We start from the raw sequence: 12,144 nt of genomic DNA, 5'->3' as shown, positions 1-12,144 counted from the left end.
GGGCACCGACCCGTCAGCCGGCGAGGAGCCAATTTCGGGCTTCTGCCGTACCCCCGGTGAAATACTTCACGTCTCTGCGTTCGGCCGCTCGCTTAATTTGCGTGCGGGCAAGGGTCGGGCTCACGACGATAGCAATCCGCTTGGACTTCGACGCGGGGTTGTTCAGCAAGCGCTGAAACTCGGCGACCGCTTCCTTCGACTGGATGAGCATGTCGCGCATATCGACCAGCGTAAGGTGCTCGTTGCTTTTGCATCTGAGCTGGCTGTGTGCCGCGTCCCGAGCCGTTTCAAAAGCATAGACGTCACTTGGTTCGAAGAACCCGCTCATCTCAATGCTCACCAGGCTGAGCGCCGGATCGGCGACGATCGAAAATGTGGGGGCCATTCCGGTTCTATATCAGCCCCACCTTACCAAAGTGATGCCATCGATCGTGCGGGCCAGACGCAAACCGAAACTAAATCAACAATGGGCGAGGGCTGATACGATGGGGCGGGGAAACGACGAGCACTCAGCAAGCGATTGGTGCATTCTGCGTATGTCGGGGCCAGGCACGTTGGGCCTTGTCGCGTCCCTTCAGGATGCGGGCATGGACGTGTGGACACCGACCGAGCACATCAAGCGCCGGGTGCCTCGCAGCAAGAGCACGGAGTATCGTATCGTGCCCCTGGCGCCGACCTATGCATTTGCACGCCGTAACCATCTTGCCGACCTACAGCGCATCGAACGCATGGACGTCTCGCCCCACCCACGCTTCTCGATCTTCCGATATTACGGCGAGACCGTATTCGTTCGGGATCGCGAGCTGTCGCCGATCCGAGCCATGCAGCAAGACAGTTACAGGTCGTCCCTGCCAGCAAGCGGAAAGGCTCCGGGCAAAGCTCGAGGGAAGTCCTATGATGTCGGGGACGTCGTGACCTTCACGACTGGACCGTTCACAGGGTTCGAGGGCTTCGTCGACCTTAGCGATGGGCTGACAACCACGGTCATCGTCAGCCTCTTCGGGCGGGCGCAAGAGGTGAAAGTTGAGACTTTACAGCTGCGTTCCCGCAATGTACCTGTTCGCAAGTACGCTGCATGAGCAGCTCGCGACGAGCGTGACCGGCTGGCGATATCGCCTTACTGCCCTCGTCCCCAACGCAGAGGCCCGAACAGGGCGCTCGGGCGATTGTCCTACGGTATGGAGAGGTCGGCACGGTAGCAGACCTGTCCCGTATCCGAGGTAAAGCGTTGAATCTTCGTGCTTTCGAGTAGCTATGTTTGGGGGCGGCGACGGCCGCACCACCTCAGTGAATCACAACGCTATTGAAATCGACCGAAGGCGTTACGGTTACGTCATGCTAGAATCAGAGTGCGTAGTTCAAAGAACAACGTCAGCCGTGTGACTTGGCTTTCCAAACTTCTCCGCGATGATTTCGCTCCGCCGTCGATCCATCGCTTGCTCGACAACGTAGATCGGGTACGCGATCGTAGCGATCGCTTCCGTATCACCTTGGACCACCATGGCATCAAGCGCCTTTGTGAGGTGAGATAGTGCTTCGTGGTACTGCCGCATGAGACAATCTCCAGCCGCAACTTCGTGCGACTCGCCTTCATGAAGAAACCTAGATTAACTCCATAACTCGTACTGTCGAGTCAGTTCGGTATTCTGAACCTCGAAAATACGGACTCCACGCACGTCTGAATTACTGGAGGTGACCATGGCTGCACCGCAATTGAGGCTCACCACCGCTGATCATGTCGAGGCCATCGGCATGCGCGTGTTGCGCATCGCCGAGGATATGACCGCCGGGTCACGACATCACGGCCGCAGCGACCGCCTGATCGCTGAGGTCGAGCAGGCAGCGCAGGATTTGCGAGCCGCGGTACGGGGTAGATTGGCGTAGAGGCAGCTCGGTTGAAGCTGCCTCAGCCAAGTGTCCCGTTTAGTCTTCGCGCTGGTCCTTATCCTTATCCTTATCAGACTCGTCACGCTGCTCATTACGAACATAGTCACGATCGTGCTTTTCGATGTGCTTCTTTTCCAGCTCACTTTCGTGAATGATCTTAGTGCTAGAAGTTTCTTTGTCTGGCATTCGGCCCCCCGATTCGTGGTAAGGAGAACGCATGACACAGCAGCCGCCGTCTGACGAGAAGTCTCGGTGGCGCCTAGCAGCCTCGGCGGACGTACGTTTGCAGGCTCAGCTAACTGCGGCCGTAGCCGCCGATCAAAGGGCGCTGGTTCTCGCCGGCCTTCTGGGCGCTGTCGTTGTTGCGTTGGGCGGTGGTGCAGCCTCGGCACTTACGAACAAAGACGACGGCGACAACGTCCTTGGCCTCATCGCACTCGCGACCGGTATCGAGTTCATTTTCGCCATGGCATGTGCCGTGATTGCGGCGCGTCCGACCGCGTTCTTCCTTGCGGGGGCAACCCCGAAGCATTGGGCAAAAGATCTAGCCACAGGCAAGCCAGAGATTGATCAAGTTACTGAACTTTTGCTCGATTATGATGATCGGATCCGGGCGAACGATCGAGTGATGAATATCAACGGCTGGTGGCTCTTCGCGTCAGCGCTCATCGCGTTATGCGGTTTAGCGGTCAGTGCAGTAGTTCTCACCGTGCACCTTATCTGGTTCACTTAGTAACCGACATCGTCTCCTGCGCAGCGCGCTTCGACCGGTAGTGCAGTGTGGAGCAAGCGAGGCGTTCGATGCCAACCCGCCCCCCGAACTTTAAGGCTCGCAAGGTACGGCCCGAGCGTAAGCTATCGAACTGGACCAGGCGGGAGAGCCGGCAGTCGCGAGGCTACGGCCGCGAGCACGACCTGATGCGGGCCCGCGTGATGCGTGAGGAGCCGTTGTGTCGGGTCTGTCTCCCTGCTGGTCGGTACTCTGCGACCGAGATCGCCGATCACATCATTCCCAAGGCTGAAGGCGGGGGCGACGAGCGCGAGAACTACCAAGGCCTGTGCAAGCCATGCGACGTCGTCAAGACGGCGCGGGAGTCGAAGAGGGCGAAGGCTCGACGCGCTTAGCGCTGGAAGAATGTCCGGATGTTCGCGACCACCTGTTCCGCGGTCGGCTTCAGGCTTTCGACAGCACGCGCATGTGCTTGCAAGTTGCGCACGGCTTCAGATGCGGTGGGGCGATGATCCATACCCGTTAGTATCCCGCCTGTGGTTGCTGCGCAACGAGGGGAGGGGCGGGTCGAAAGTCACCGAGGAAACGCGCTGGGGACCGCGTGTGGGGTCTAATTTCAGCGCGTGCGAATTAAACTTTTGGGCCGCATTGAATTTCAGGAGGCCCGAGCATGAAGCGAGGACCGAAGGCGGAAACGCCCAGCACCAAGCTCGCGCGCGGCACCTTCCAGCCGGTGCGCGACGGTGTCAAAACAGAGATCATCGTCCCCGGCGACCCGCCAGTCCGGCCCGACTATTTGAGCGCCGCGGCGATCGAGGTTTGGCAGGACGTCATCGGCCGCGTCATGGCGGCCGGGGTTACCGAGGCGGACAGCAACTTGCTCGCGCGATACTGCGCGCTCGAAGCCGAGGTCCGCGCCGCCTTCAGCGCGAAGGACGGCGAGCTTCCCTCTGCGGCCTACCTGACGAACCTTCGCCAGATGGAAGAGCTTCTGCGGATAGCAGGACCGAAGAGCCGGATCGGCGGTGGGGGTGCCGATGCCAGCAAGTCGTCAAACCGCTTCGCCCGTAACGGCGCCCGCGCCCGCGCGTAACTTCGCCGCCATCGCCCTCGCCTATGCGAAGGCGGCGGCAGCGGACAAGAAGCAGGTCAATCATTGCAAGTGGGTTCGCCTGGCGGGGCAGCGTCATCTCGACGATCTCAAACGGTCCAAGCAAAAGGACTGGCCTTTCGAGTTCGACCCTTGGCACGCCAATGACGTCTGCGACTTTATCGAGGGTTTGCCGCACGTTGAGGGCAAGTGGGAAACCCCGACGCTCAGCCTCGAGCCTGCTCAGATTTTCATCCTCGCGATGGTGTTCGGCTGGCGGAACAAGGCAACCGGCCTTCGACGCTTCACCGACACCTATATCGAGATGGCTAGCAAAGGCGCGAAGTCGACGTTGACCGCAGGTGTCGTGCTGTATTGCACGACCTGCGAAGACGAGCCGGGGCCGTTGGTGCTGATCGGTGCGACCACGGGCGCCCAGGCGCAGAAGGTCTTCAACCCCGCAAAGCTCATGGTGCAGAAGACACCGGACCTTCAGGAAGCCTTCGGTCTTCACGCATGGGCCCGCGCCATCACCTGCGACATCAACGGCGGGACGATCCAGACGATCAACTCGAAGTCGGCAACGCAGGACGGGCACAACCCGCACCTCGCCGTCCTCGACGAGCTGCACGCCCATAAGGACCGCGGCCTCTACGACGTCATTCATTCCGCCGACGGTGCGCGCCGCAATCCGCTCTACTGGAAGATCACGACGGCCGGCTACATCCTTGACGGCGTCTGTTACGAGCAGCGGACTTTCTCGACGAAGGTGCTCGAGGGTGCGATCGTCGCCGACCACGTCTTCGGCATCATTTTCACCCTCGACGGCCCGAAGGACTTCACGCCCGAGCGTACGATCGGCGACGATCCGTATGACGAAAAGAACTGGGCGAAGGCTAACCCGCTGATGCCCGTCACGCCTAGCATCGAATCGATGCGACGGCTGGCGGTGAAGGCCAAGGGCGCACCCGGCGAGGAAGGCGAGTTCTTCACAAAGCGCCTGAACAAGTGGATGTCGGCGGCGTCCGCATGGCTTTCGGTTCCAGCGTGGATTGCCTGCACCGATCGCGCGCTTCGTCTGTCGGACTTCCGCGGGCTCGATTGCTACATCGGTGCCGATCTCGCGCACAAGAATGATATGACTTCGGTGTCGCTGGTCGCGATCGACGCGAACGATCAGCTGCTCGTGAAGACGTGGTTCTTCCTACCGGACGCCGTGCTGACACGCGACGGGCAGACGGACCGCAACAACGCCACTCTATACCGGCAGTGGAAGGCCAGCGGGCACCTCAAGACGACTGCCGGCGACTGGGTCGATCAGAATGTGATCGAGCGCAGGATCCGGAAGTTGACGAAGGTCCTGCGCGTTCGCCGCGTCACGTTCGACCACTTCGCCGCGGCGGAGACGATGGCGTCCAGGTTGAACGAGGATCTCGACGACGGCGGCGAGCCGATCGCGACGATCCTGCACAAGTCCGCAAAGTCGGTGACGGACCCGGCAAAAAACCTCGAGGCGCGCGTCATCGCCGGCCCGCACCTGCTGCGCCACGATGGCAACCCCGTGATGACGTGGTGTGTCGGTAACGCCGTCGTGTCCCGTCGTGTCGATGGGACGATCCTGCCAAAGAAGGAGACGCCGATGTCGATGAATAAGATCGATGGCGTCGACGCAACGGTCAACGCGCTGGCACCCTTGCAGATGCCGGTCGACGAGGCTGCGCCCGACCTGTCGAGCTACCTTGCATCCGGGGTTATGTACGCATGACGATCACCTCGGTCATCACCGGATGGATGCGCGGCTCGTCCAGCAACGCGCCTGCGAAGCTGGATGGCACGCGCAAGGATGGCGAGCATAATATCTCGTTCGGCGGTGGCGGCACGTTCGCCGCTAAGCGTGTGACGGCAGATTCCACCATGCAGCTATCGGCCGCATGGGCGTCGGTTCGGCTGAACGCGCGCACGATCGCGTCATGCAGCCGCAAGGTCTATCGTCGCAATTCGGCAGTCAGTCGCGAAGTGGCGGAGGATCACACCCTTTACCGCGTACTCGCGATCAGCCCGAACCCCGATCAGACGCCGATGGAGTTCTGGGAGGGCATGGTCACGTCGCTCAATCTGCGCGGCAACGCCTATGCGCGGATCGGGCGTCGGGGCGATCGACAGGTCGTCGCTCTTTGGCCTCTCTCCCCCGACGCTGTCGGTGTGTATCGCGACACCGACGGGAAACGCCGTTACCTCATCGGCGGCAAGGAAGACGTGCCAGCCGAAGATATTTTCCACCTGCGCGGCTTTGGCGCGGGTGGGGACACCGGCCTTTCTCCGATCGCTTACGGGCGGCAGACGATCGCGACCGCGCTTGCGGCCGAAGAGGTCGCCGGTTCGACTTTCGCAAACGGTCTGCAGCTCTCCGGGTTTGTTGAGGACCAGCCCGGCGCGAAGACGACCAACGAGCAGCGCGCGGATCTTGTGGCGCTCTTCGAGAAGTTCGCGGGGTCGACGAAGGCTGGCAAGATTATGCCACTGCCGCCCGGCTTCACCTTCAAGGCGCTGGGACTAAGCCCCGAAGACGCCCAGTTGCTAGACACGCGGCGTTTCGCGGTCGAAGAAATCTGCCGCTGGTTCGGCGTTTTTCCGATCCTCATCGGGCATGCGGCGCAAGGCCAAACGATGTGGGGCTCGGGTATCGAGCAGATCGTTCTAGCCTGGCTTACGCTCGGTCTCGGGACCGAGCTTGAGCGGATCGAGCAGGCGATCGAGAAGCAGCTAATCCTGCCGGCCGAACAAGGTCGTCTCTACGTTCAGCACAATGTTGAAAGCCTGCTTCGTGCCGACAGCACGGCGCGTGCCGCTTTGTATTCCTCCCTCGGTCAAAACGGCGTGATGAAGCGCAATGAGATGCGCGCAAAGGAAAACCTCGAACCCGACGCAAGCCCCGGCGCCAATCTGCTGACGGTGCAATCCAACCTCATCACGCTCGACCAGCTCGGGACGCACACCCCGACGGCAACACCATCCGGTCCGGGCAATCAGGCCGACATTGAAGCCATGATCGATGCGCGAGTGAAGGCGGCATTGCTTGGTCGCGATGGTGCCCCCCGACTGGAGAACGGACAATGAGCGAACTAGGCTTCGGCTTCGAAATCAAGTCGATCGACGAGGCGGGTTACATCGCTGGCGTTGCGGCTGGTTATGGCAACCTGGACCACGGCGGCGACATCATCATGCCGGGCGCGCTGACAAAGGCCATCGCTGGCCGCGCGAGCGTTCCGATGCTTCTATTCCACGATCACAAGCGGCCGGTGGGCGCATGGCAGAAGTTCGACGAGTCCGGCGACGGGCTGAACGTCGAGGGCCGGATCGCCATCAAATCCGACGCTGGTCGTGATGCTCATGCCCTGGTCGAGGCTCGGGCGTTGAGCGGCCTGTCGATCGGCTACAAGACGCTTCGCCACAAGTTCGAGGGCAAGACGCGCCAGTTGCACGAGTTGACCCTGCATGAGGTGTCCCTCGTGCCGGTCGGCATGAACGACCGCGCCGTCATCACCCAGATCAAGTCTCTGGTGGAGGCCGGTGGGATGCCGTCCGTCCGCGAGTTCGAGGAGTTCCTGCGGGATGCAGGCGGCTTCTCCAAGTCCTTGGCATCGGCGATCGCCGCCAAGGCAACGCCGCATCTTCGGGGGGAGCCCGAGGCGAAGGCAATCGACGAGCTTGAGCAGTTCCTGTCCGGGCTGCGCGGCTGATCCTCATTCTCCTGCCTTGAAAGGGCACACAATGCGAAAGACTGCACTCATGGGCGGCGCTGCGGCGCTGCTCGGATCGATGACCGCTGCGGAGCGCCAACGCGGTCGCTATATGCGCGGCCCCGATGGGCACCCCGCCTTTCCCAGCCTCGAAGGAAAGTCGGCCGGCGAGATCGGCACCGAACTGAAGGGCTGGTTCGAAAAGTCGTTGAGCACCGTTCGCCAGGTTGCCGAGAAGGCCGAAGGCGAGGTCAAGCGGTTCGGCGACATGTCCGCGGAGACCAAGGAGAACGCCGACAAGGCATTGCTGCGTCTCAACATGGTCGACGAACTGAAGGCGCGCCTCGATGACGTTGAGCAGAAGGTGACCCGTCCCGGCGGGGCTGGCCTCGGCGAGGAAACGAAGAGCTTTGGCATGCAGGTCGCCGAAAGCGACGGCATCAAGTCGCTCGCGAGCAAGGAGCGGCCGTCGGCCCGTATCGAACTGAAGGCGATCACGACCGCCAACAATTCGGCGGGCGGCTTCATCGTTTCGCAGCGCGAGAACGAGGTCGTCAGCATGCCGCGGCGCCCGGACATCATCATGCGCGACCTGCTGACCGTCATGCCGATCGATACGGGATCGGTCGACTATCCGAAGCAGTCGTTGCGGACCAACGCTGCCGCACCTGTCGCCGAGGGCAACGCGAAGCCGTACAGCAACTATGGCTGGACCCGCGCGACCGCGCCGGTCCGCACGATCGCCCATCTCGCGAAGCTCACCCGCCAGGCGCTCGACGATGCCCCCCGCCTCCAGGCGGAGGTCGACAGCGAAATGCGCTACGGTCTTGCGCTCGCCGAAGACGGTCAAATCCTGCTCGGTGACGGTACGGGCGAGAACCTGCTCGGCCTCTACCCGCAGGCAACGACCTATGTCGCGCCGGCCGGCATCTCGATCGCGTCGCCGAACAAGATCGACAAGCTCCGGCTCGCGCGGTTGCAGGCGTCGCTCGGCCTGTTCCCGTCGGATGCGATCGTGCTGCACCTGACCGACTGGACCGACATCGAACTGACCAAGGATGCGAATGGTCGGTACATCTTCGGCAACCCGACCGGCGTCGCTGGTCCGGTGCTCTGGGGCAAGCCGGTGATGGCGACCCAGTCGATGGCCGTCGGCACGTTCCTGGTCGGCGCGTTCAAGGTTGCAGCCACGCTGTACGATCGCCTCAAGCCGGAGGTCCTGATCTCCAGCGAGAACGCCGACGACTTCGAGAAGAATCTTCTCACCATGCGGTGTGAGGAGCGTCTGGCGCTCGCGGTCAAGCGCCCGGCGGCGCTGATCAAGGGCGCGTTCGCGAACGTCTGACCCTGCGCGGGTGGCAGATCGCCGCCCGCGTCCTTCCAGCGGAGAGTACCGATGAAGACCTTCTATGCTCAGGAGCCGCACCTTGATGGCACCACCCTGTATCAGCCCGGTGACAAGCGCGAGGCGGACGAGAACGAGGTCAAGCACCTCGTCGAGTTGAACGTGCTCGGCGACAAGCCGCCAGAGTCAACGCCAGATTATGAGCGCGATAGCCTCAAGACCGCTGATCTCAGCAAAGCCAGCAAGGCACAGCTGCTCGTGATCGCAGCTTATGAGGGTGCCGACGCGCCGAAGGGCGACGCCCACACCGACGCCGAACTGCGCAAGGTCATCGAAACCAAGCGCAAGGCGGCTTGAACGATGCGCGTCGTCGTCATCACGCCACCTGAGCCGGTCGTCACGACCGACGAAGCGAAGCGGCACCTTAAGCAGGACAGCGACGACGACGCGCAACTCATCGCATCGTATGTGGCGGCAGCTACCGCGCATATCGACGGGCCGGACGGCTGGCTCGGACGGTGTATCGGCGTGCAAACGCTGGAAGCCCGCGTAGACGTCTTCTGCGACGCGATGGCCCTACCGTACCCGCCATTGGTCGACATCGTCGCCGTTAAGTATTTGGACGACACCGGCACCGAAATCACTTTGCTGCCCGCGTTCTATGAAACCCGCGGTACGCTCATCGGCTCGGCATTCGGCAAGCGCTGGCCTTCGGTTGCGGTGCATCCTGAATCGGTGCGGATCCAATACCGCGCCGGCTACGCACCCCGCACGGTGGGTGAGACCACAATCTCGACCGTGCCCGAGTCCATAAAGGCCGCAATCCTGCTGATGGCTGGCGACCTCTATCGCAACCGTTCGACGGCGAACGACAAGATCGCTCAAGCCGTGCCGATGTCGATCACGGTGAAGAACCTGCTCGATCCCTTTCGGATCTTCCGCTGATGCGTATCGACCTAGGCGAGCTAGATCGACGGATCGAGATTTGGCGCAGCGCTGCCCGTGATGACGGTACGGCCATGGTTCAGGGCGAGCCCGCCAAGCTTACCGCCCGCTGGGCGCGAAAGATCGACGTCAGTGACGGCGAGAAGTCCAGCGCTGGAGAGAAGGCTGCAACGCTCGCGTCTCGGTTCCTCGTGCTGTCCGACAGCGTCACGCGCGCCCTAAACCCGGCAACCGATACCCTGCGCTATAAAGGGCGGGGCTATGAGATCGTCGGCGTCAAGGAATCGGGCGAACGCGAGGACGGGATCGAGATCACCACGTCGACCCGCACGGACGGATCTGCATGAAAATGAAGATGCGGATCGAAGGCACCGACGAAATAAAAAGCAACCTTCGCAAGATGGGCGCAGCGCTTCGACGTGACACGCTAGTCCCGATCATAACGCAAAACCTTCAGCCAATGGCCGAAGATATGCGGGCGCGTGCAGCACGCGGCACCGGCGAACTTGCGGGCAGCGTCACCGTCGGCACGCAGCTGTCACCGGCGCAGGCCGCGGCGAACGTCCCGATAGCTGAAATCGAAGTCTATGCCGGGCCCGGGCCGCTCCCGCAGGCAATCCAGGAAGAGCGCGGCAACTTTCGCCAGCGCCCCCGCCCGTTCATTCGTCCGGCCTTCGACAGCAACGTCGACACGGCCATGCGGGGCATCGCCGAAGATGGCATCGACGCCGTGCTTGAGGCCGGCAGGAAGGGCTAACCGATGGAAGAGGCTCTTCGTGGTTTGCTGCTGGGGACAGCGGCGCTTTCCGATCGCGTCGGAACCCGGATCGACTGGGGCGTCCGTTCGCAGGGCTCGAAGCTGCCGGCGATCACACTGCATTCAATCGGCGGCGGCCTGCGCATGAACCTTGGCGGTTCGAGCGGATGGAGCCGCGACCGGGTCCAAATCGATTGCTGGGGCCGCACCTTCAAAGCGGCGCGTGACCTTGCCGACATACTCGTTCCCCGCGGTCGATCGGGCGGCCTGCTCGTCGGGTTCCGCGGCGATCTTCCCGGCGTCCGCCTTCGCACCATCCCCCTCGATCGTCGCAGCGACGACGACGAGGACAGCGAGGGCCCCGTTCACCGTACCAGTCTCGATATTTCGGTCTGGCACACACCTATCCCAACGGAGTGACCAGCATGCGCATTGAGATCACGTCGCCCTTTATCGACAAGCAAGCGATCGACCCGGAGAACGCCGACGTCGCGGTCGGCACGAAGATGACGGTAACCGCCGAGCGTGGCGCCGAGCTCGTCAATCTTCGCCTGGCCACCGAAATCGAGACGCCTGCGAAGCCTGCGCGTCCCGCGCGCAAGGCACCCAAGGCGCGGACGGAATCGGCGCGGGCAGCGCCGGTGCAGAAGCCTGCCGACCCGATCGACCAGGCGAAGACGAGCCTGCCCCCCGTATCGGCCTCGACGCAGGGCGAAGTTCAACAGTGACCACTTGGCGCGCAGCGCCAATTAGGAGGAAAGCATGGCAGAGACTGTAGCGGCGACCGACATTGGCGCCCTGACGACCTTCGGCAAAGTGACTGGGTCGACCTATATCCCGTTCGCAGAAATGACCGAGCTGACGTTGCCAGAGACGTCGCGCGACAGCGTCGACTTCACGCACTTCGGCAGCCCGGACCTTCACCGCGAGTTCAAGCCCGGTTGGAGCGATGCCGGCGAGGCCGCCATCACCTACAACCTCGTTCCGGGTCTGATGGACGACGCCGTGATCGCCGCCCATATGGCAAGCCGCGTGGTCGAAACGTGGCGTGTCGTCTTCCCGAACGGTGCAAAGCTCGAGTTCAAGGGGTTCTCGACCCGGCACGCCCGCGCGACGCCGATCGATGACAAGATGACCGGCTCGGCGACTTGGAAGGTCTCCGGCAAGCCCGTCCTGACGGTGGCTGCATAATCATGGTGCAGGCGAACCCCCAGCGCGGGCATCTGGGTTTCGAGGTCGGCGGCGAACAATGGGTGTTCGCTTTCGGCACCAACGCCCTCTGCGCGATCGAAGACGAGTTCGAGCTCGAAGACATCACCGGGCTCGAAAAGGTGCTGAACGATTCGCCATCGCTCCGCACGATCCGCAAGCTCTTCCGCATCGGCCTCACCGACCTTCATCCCGCGATGACGGACGTCGAGGCCGGGGAGATCATGGACGCCGTCGGCGGCCTCGAAGCATCGCTCGAGCTTATCATGCGAGCGGTCGAGCAGGCGTTTCCGGAGGCGGCCGCAAAGGGCGGGGCGGACCCTCGGAAGCGGACGGTGAAACCCGTCCGTGGGACTGGTCGGCGCTCCACGCCAGTTGGTGCGAAACAGGTCGCTGCGCCGAACAATTCTGGCGCCTGACACCTAGAGAGATCGCCCGCGT

Annotated in this window: 20 protein-coding genes; 17 read left to right on the top strand and 3 right to left on the bottom strand. The window is 62.5% G+C overall.

Annotated elements, in window-relative coordinates:
- Positions 1 to 13 precede the first annotated feature (13 nt).
- Positions 14 to 385 (bottom strand): SpoIIAA family protein, encoded by a 372-nt coding sequence (locus U1707_RS10210; protein WP_332799976.1) that lies wholly within the window; start codon positions 383 to 385, stop codon positions 14 to 16.
- Between the two features lie 202 nt (positions 386 to 587).
- Here U1707_RS10210 and nusG point away from each other — a divergent pair, with 202 nt between their 5' ends.
- Together nusG and U1707_RS10200 are read left to right on the top strand one after the other, a co-directional pair.
- Entirely contained in the window at positions 588 to 1,079 is a 492-nt protein-coding gene (gene nusG / locus U1707_RS10205) for a transcription termination/antitermination protein NusG (protein WP_332799975.1), read from the top strand.
- 619 nt (positions 1,080 to 1,698) lie between these two features.
- A complete protein-coding gene (locus U1707_RS10200) occupies positions 1,699 to 1,884 on the top strand; it encodes a hypothetical protein (protein ID WP_332799974.1) in 186 nt (61 codons plus the stop codon).
- 39 nt (positions 1,885 to 1,923) lie between these two features.
- Here the strand turns inward: U1707_RS10200 and U1707_RS10195 are convergent, their stop codons facing one another.
- Positions 1,924 to 2,073: a hypothetical protein gene (locus U1707_RS10195; protein WP_332799973.1), complete on the bottom strand. Its 150-nt coding sequence runs from the start codon at positions 2,071 to 2,073 to the stop codon at positions 1,924 to 1,926.
- A gap of 31 nt (positions 2,074 to 2,104) precedes the next feature.
- Here U1707_RS10195 and U1707_RS10190 point away from each other — a divergent pair, with 31 nt between their 5' ends.
- From U1707_RS10190 to U1707_RS10175, 4 genes are all read left to right on the top strand, one after another.
- Positions 2,105 to 2,620 carry a hypothetical protein gene (locus U1707_RS10190; protein ID WP_332799972.1) on the top strand — a complete coding sequence of 172 codons (516 nt, stop codon included), beginning with the start codon at positions 2,105 to 2,107 and terminating at the stop codon, positions 2,618 to 2,620.
- A gap of 68 nt (positions 2,621 to 2,688) precedes the next feature.
- Positions 2,689 to 3,012 carry an HNH endonuclease gene (locus U1707_RS10185; protein WP_332799971.1) on the top strand — a complete coding sequence of 108 codons (324 nt, stop codon included), beginning with the start codon at positions 2,689 to 2,691 and terminating at the stop codon, positions 3,010 to 3,012.
- A gap of 275 nt (positions 3,013 to 3,287) precedes the next feature.
- Positions 3,288 to 3,710 carry a hypothetical protein gene (locus U1707_RS10180; RefSeq protein WP_332799970.1) on the top strand — a complete coding sequence of 141 codons (423 nt, stop codon included), beginning with the start codon at positions 3,288 to 3,290 and terminating at the stop codon, positions 3,708 to 3,710.
- Positions 3,655 to 5,472: a terminase large subunit gene (locus tag U1707_RS10175; RefSeq protein ID WP_332799969.1), complete on the top strand. Its 1,818-nt coding sequence runs from the start codon at positions 3,655 to 3,657 to the stop codon at positions 5,470 to 5,472. The genes U1707_RS10180 and U1707_RS10175 overlap by 56 nt, the downstream gene beginning before the upstream one ends.
- Here the strand turns inward: U1707_RS10175 and U1707_RS10170 are convergent.
- Positions 5,459 to 5,689 (bottom strand): hypothetical protein, encoded by a 231-nt coding sequence (locus tag U1707_RS10170; protein WP_332800513.1) that lies wholly within the window; start codon positions 5,687 to 5,689, stop codon positions 5,459 to 5,461. The two genes, U1707_RS10175 and U1707_RS10170, sit on opposite strands and share 14 nt — an antisense overlap.
- Here U1707_RS10170 and U1707_RS10165 point away from each other — a divergent pair.
- Genes U1707_RS10165 through U1707_RS10115 form a run of 11 tightly spaced genes read left to right on the top strand, consistent with a single transcriptional unit; the run spans position 5,622 to position 12,122 of the window.
- Positions 5,622 to 6,824: a phage portal protein gene (locus U1707_RS10165; RefSeq protein ID WP_332800475.1), complete on the top strand. Its 1,203-nt coding sequence runs from the start codon at positions 5,622 to 5,624 to the stop codon at positions 6,822 to 6,824. The genes U1707_RS10170 and U1707_RS10165 overlap by 68 nt on opposite strands.
- Positions 6,821 to 7,447 carry an HK97 family phage prohead protease gene (locus tag U1707_RS10160; RefSeq protein WP_332799968.1) on the top strand — a complete coding sequence of 209 codons (627 nt, stop codon included), beginning with the start codon at positions 6,821 to 6,823 and terminating at the stop codon, positions 7,445 to 7,447. Before U1707_RS10165 ends, U1707_RS10160 begins: the two co-directional genes overlap by 4 nt.
- A 31-nt stretch (positions 7,448 to 7,478) precedes the next feature.
- Complete coding sequence (locus tag U1707_RS10155; protein WP_332799967.1) at positions 7,479 to 8,792, top strand: phage major capsid protein; 1,314 nt, start codon at positions 7,479 to 7,481, stop codon at positions 8,790 to 8,792.
- A gap of 51 nt (positions 8,793 to 8,843) precedes the next feature.
- Positions 8,844 to 9,149 carry a hypothetical protein gene (locus U1707_RS10150; RefSeq protein WP_332799966.1) on the top strand — a complete coding sequence of 102 codons (306 nt, stop codon included), beginning with the start codon at positions 8,844 to 8,846 and terminating at the stop codon, positions 9,147 to 9,149.
- 3 nt (positions 9,150 to 9,152) lie between these two features.
- A complete protein-coding gene (locus tag U1707_RS10145; protein ID WP_332799965.1) occupies positions 9,153 to 9,737 on the top strand; it encodes a head-tail connector protein in 585 nt (194 codons plus the stop codon).
- On the top strand, positions 9,737 to 10,084 hold the full coding sequence (locus U1707_RS10140) for a phage head completion protein (RefSeq protein ID WP_332799964.1): 348 nt from the start codon (positions 9,737 to 9,739) through the stop codon (positions 10,082 to 10,084). The genes U1707_RS10145 and U1707_RS10140 overlap by 1 nt, the downstream gene beginning before the upstream one ends.
- Complete coding sequence (locus tag U1707_RS10135; protein WP_332799963.1) at positions 10,081 to 10,494, top strand: HK97-gp10 family putative phage morphogenesis protein; 414 nt, start codon at positions 10,081 to 10,083, stop codon at positions 10,492 to 10,494. The genes U1707_RS10140 and U1707_RS10135 overlap by 4 nt, the downstream gene beginning before the upstream one ends.
- A 3-nt stretch (positions 10,495 to 10,497) precedes the next feature.
- Positions 10,498 to 10,914, top strand: coding sequence for a tail completion protein gp17 (gene gp17, locus U1707_RS10130; RefSeq protein WP_332799962.1), 417 nt, complete (start codon positions 10,498 to 10,500; stop codon positions 10,912 to 10,914).
- Positions 10,915 to 10,919: 5 nt separating this feature from the next.
- Positions 10,920 to 11,222 carry a hypothetical protein gene (locus tag U1707_RS10125; protein ID WP_332799961.1) on the top strand — a complete coding sequence of 101 codons (303 nt, stop codon included), beginning with the start codon at positions 10,920 to 10,922 and terminating at the stop codon, positions 11,220 to 11,222.
- A gap of 34 nt (positions 11,223 to 11,256) precedes the next feature.
- Positions 11,257 to 11,685, top strand: coding sequence for a phage tail tube protein (locus U1707_RS10120; protein WP_332799960.1), 429 nt, complete (start codon positions 11,257 to 11,259; stop codon positions 11,683 to 11,685).
- Between the two features lie 2 nt (positions 11,686 to 11,687).
- A complete protein-coding gene (locus U1707_RS10115) occupies positions 11,688 to 12,122 on the top strand; it encodes a hypothetical protein (RefSeq protein WP_332799959.1) in 435 nt (144 codons plus the stop codon).
- Positions 12,123 to 12,144: the final 22 nt, after the last annotated feature.

It is taken from the genome of Sphingomonas sandaracina (assembly GCF_036663695.1).
Classification (GTDB): domain Bacteria; phylum Pseudomonadota; class Alphaproteobacteria; order Sphingomonadales; family Sphingomonadaceae; genus Sphingomonas.
The sequence above is the reverse complement of the archived record's forward strand: the minus strand, read 5'-3'. Positions and strand labels throughout refer to the sequence as shown.

Bases quoted from the DNA above. Each gene is read 5' to 3' on its own strand.
- U1707_RS10210 (WP_332799976.1), bottom strand. From the start codon at position 385: ATGGCCCCCACATTTTCGATCGTCGCCGATCCGGCGCTCAGCCTGGTG.
- nusG (WP_332799975.1), top strand. From the start codon at position 588: ATGGACGTGTGGACACCGACCGAGCACATCAAGCGCCGGGTGCCTCGC.
- U1707_RS10200 (WP_332799974.1), top strand. From the start codon at position 1,699: ATGGCTGCACCGCAATTGAGGCTCACCACCGCTGATCATGTCGAGGCC.
- U1707_RS10195 (WP_332799973.1), bottom strand. From the start codon at position 2,073: ATGCCAGACAAAGAAACTTCTAGCACTAAGATCATTCACGAAAGTGAG.
- U1707_RS10190 (WP_332799972.1), top strand. From the start codon at position 2,105: ATGACACAGCAGCCGCCGTCTGACGAGAAGTCTCGGTGGCGCCTAGCA.
- U1707_RS10185 (WP_332799971.1), top strand. From the start codon at position 2,689: ATGCCAACCCGCCCCCCGAACTTTAAGGCTCGCAAGGTACGGCCCGAG.
- U1707_RS10180 (WP_332799970.1), top strand. From the start codon at position 3,288: ATGAAGCGAGGACCGAAGGCGGAAACGCCCAGCACCAAGCTCGCGCGC.
- U1707_RS10175 (WP_332799969.1), top strand. From the start codon at position 3,655: ATGCCAGCAAGTCGTCAAACCGCTTCGCCCGTAACGGCGCCCGCGCCC.
- U1707_RS10165 (WP_332800475.1), top strand. From the start codon at position 5,622: ATGCAGCTATCGGCCGCATGGGCGTCGGTTCGGCTGAACGCGCGCACG.
- U1707_RS10160 (WP_332799968.1), top strand. From the start codon at position 6,821: ATGAGCGAACTAGGCTTCGGCTTCGAAATCAAGTCGATCGACGAGGCG.
- U1707_RS10155 (WP_332799967.1), top strand. From the start codon at position 7,479: ATGCGAAAGACTGCACTCATGGGCGGCGCTGCGGCGCTGCTCGGATCG.
- U1707_RS10150 (WP_332799966.1), top strand. From the start codon at position 8,844: ATGAAGACCTTCTATGCTCAGGAGCCGCACCTTGATGGCACCACCCTG.
- U1707_RS10145 (WP_332799965.1), top strand. From the start codon at position 9,153: ATGCGCGTCGTCGTCATCACGCCACCTGAGCCGGTCGTCACGACCGAC.
- U1707_RS10140 (WP_332799964.1), top strand. From the start codon at position 9,737: ATGCGTATCGACCTAGGCGAGCTAGATCGACGGATCGAGATTTGGCGC.
- U1707_RS10135 (WP_332799963.1), top strand. From the start codon at position 10,081: ATGAAAATGAAGATGCGGATCGAAGGCACCGACGAAATAAAAAGCAAC.
- gp17 (WP_332799962.1), top strand. From the start codon at position 10,498: ATGGAAGAGGCTCTTCGTGGTTTGCTGCTGGGGACAGCGGCGCTTTCC.
- U1707_RS10125 (WP_332799961.1), top strand. From the start codon at position 10,920: ATGCGCATTGAGATCACGTCGCCCTTTATCGACAAGCAAGCGATCGAC.
- U1707_RS10120 (WP_332799960.1), top strand. From the start codon at position 11,257: ATGGCAGAGACTGTAGCGGCGACCGACATTGGCGCCCTGACGACCTTC.
- U1707_RS10115 (WP_332799959.1), top strand. From the start codon at position 11,688: ATGGTGCAGGCGAACCCCCAGCGCGGGCATCTGGGTTTCGAGGTCGGC.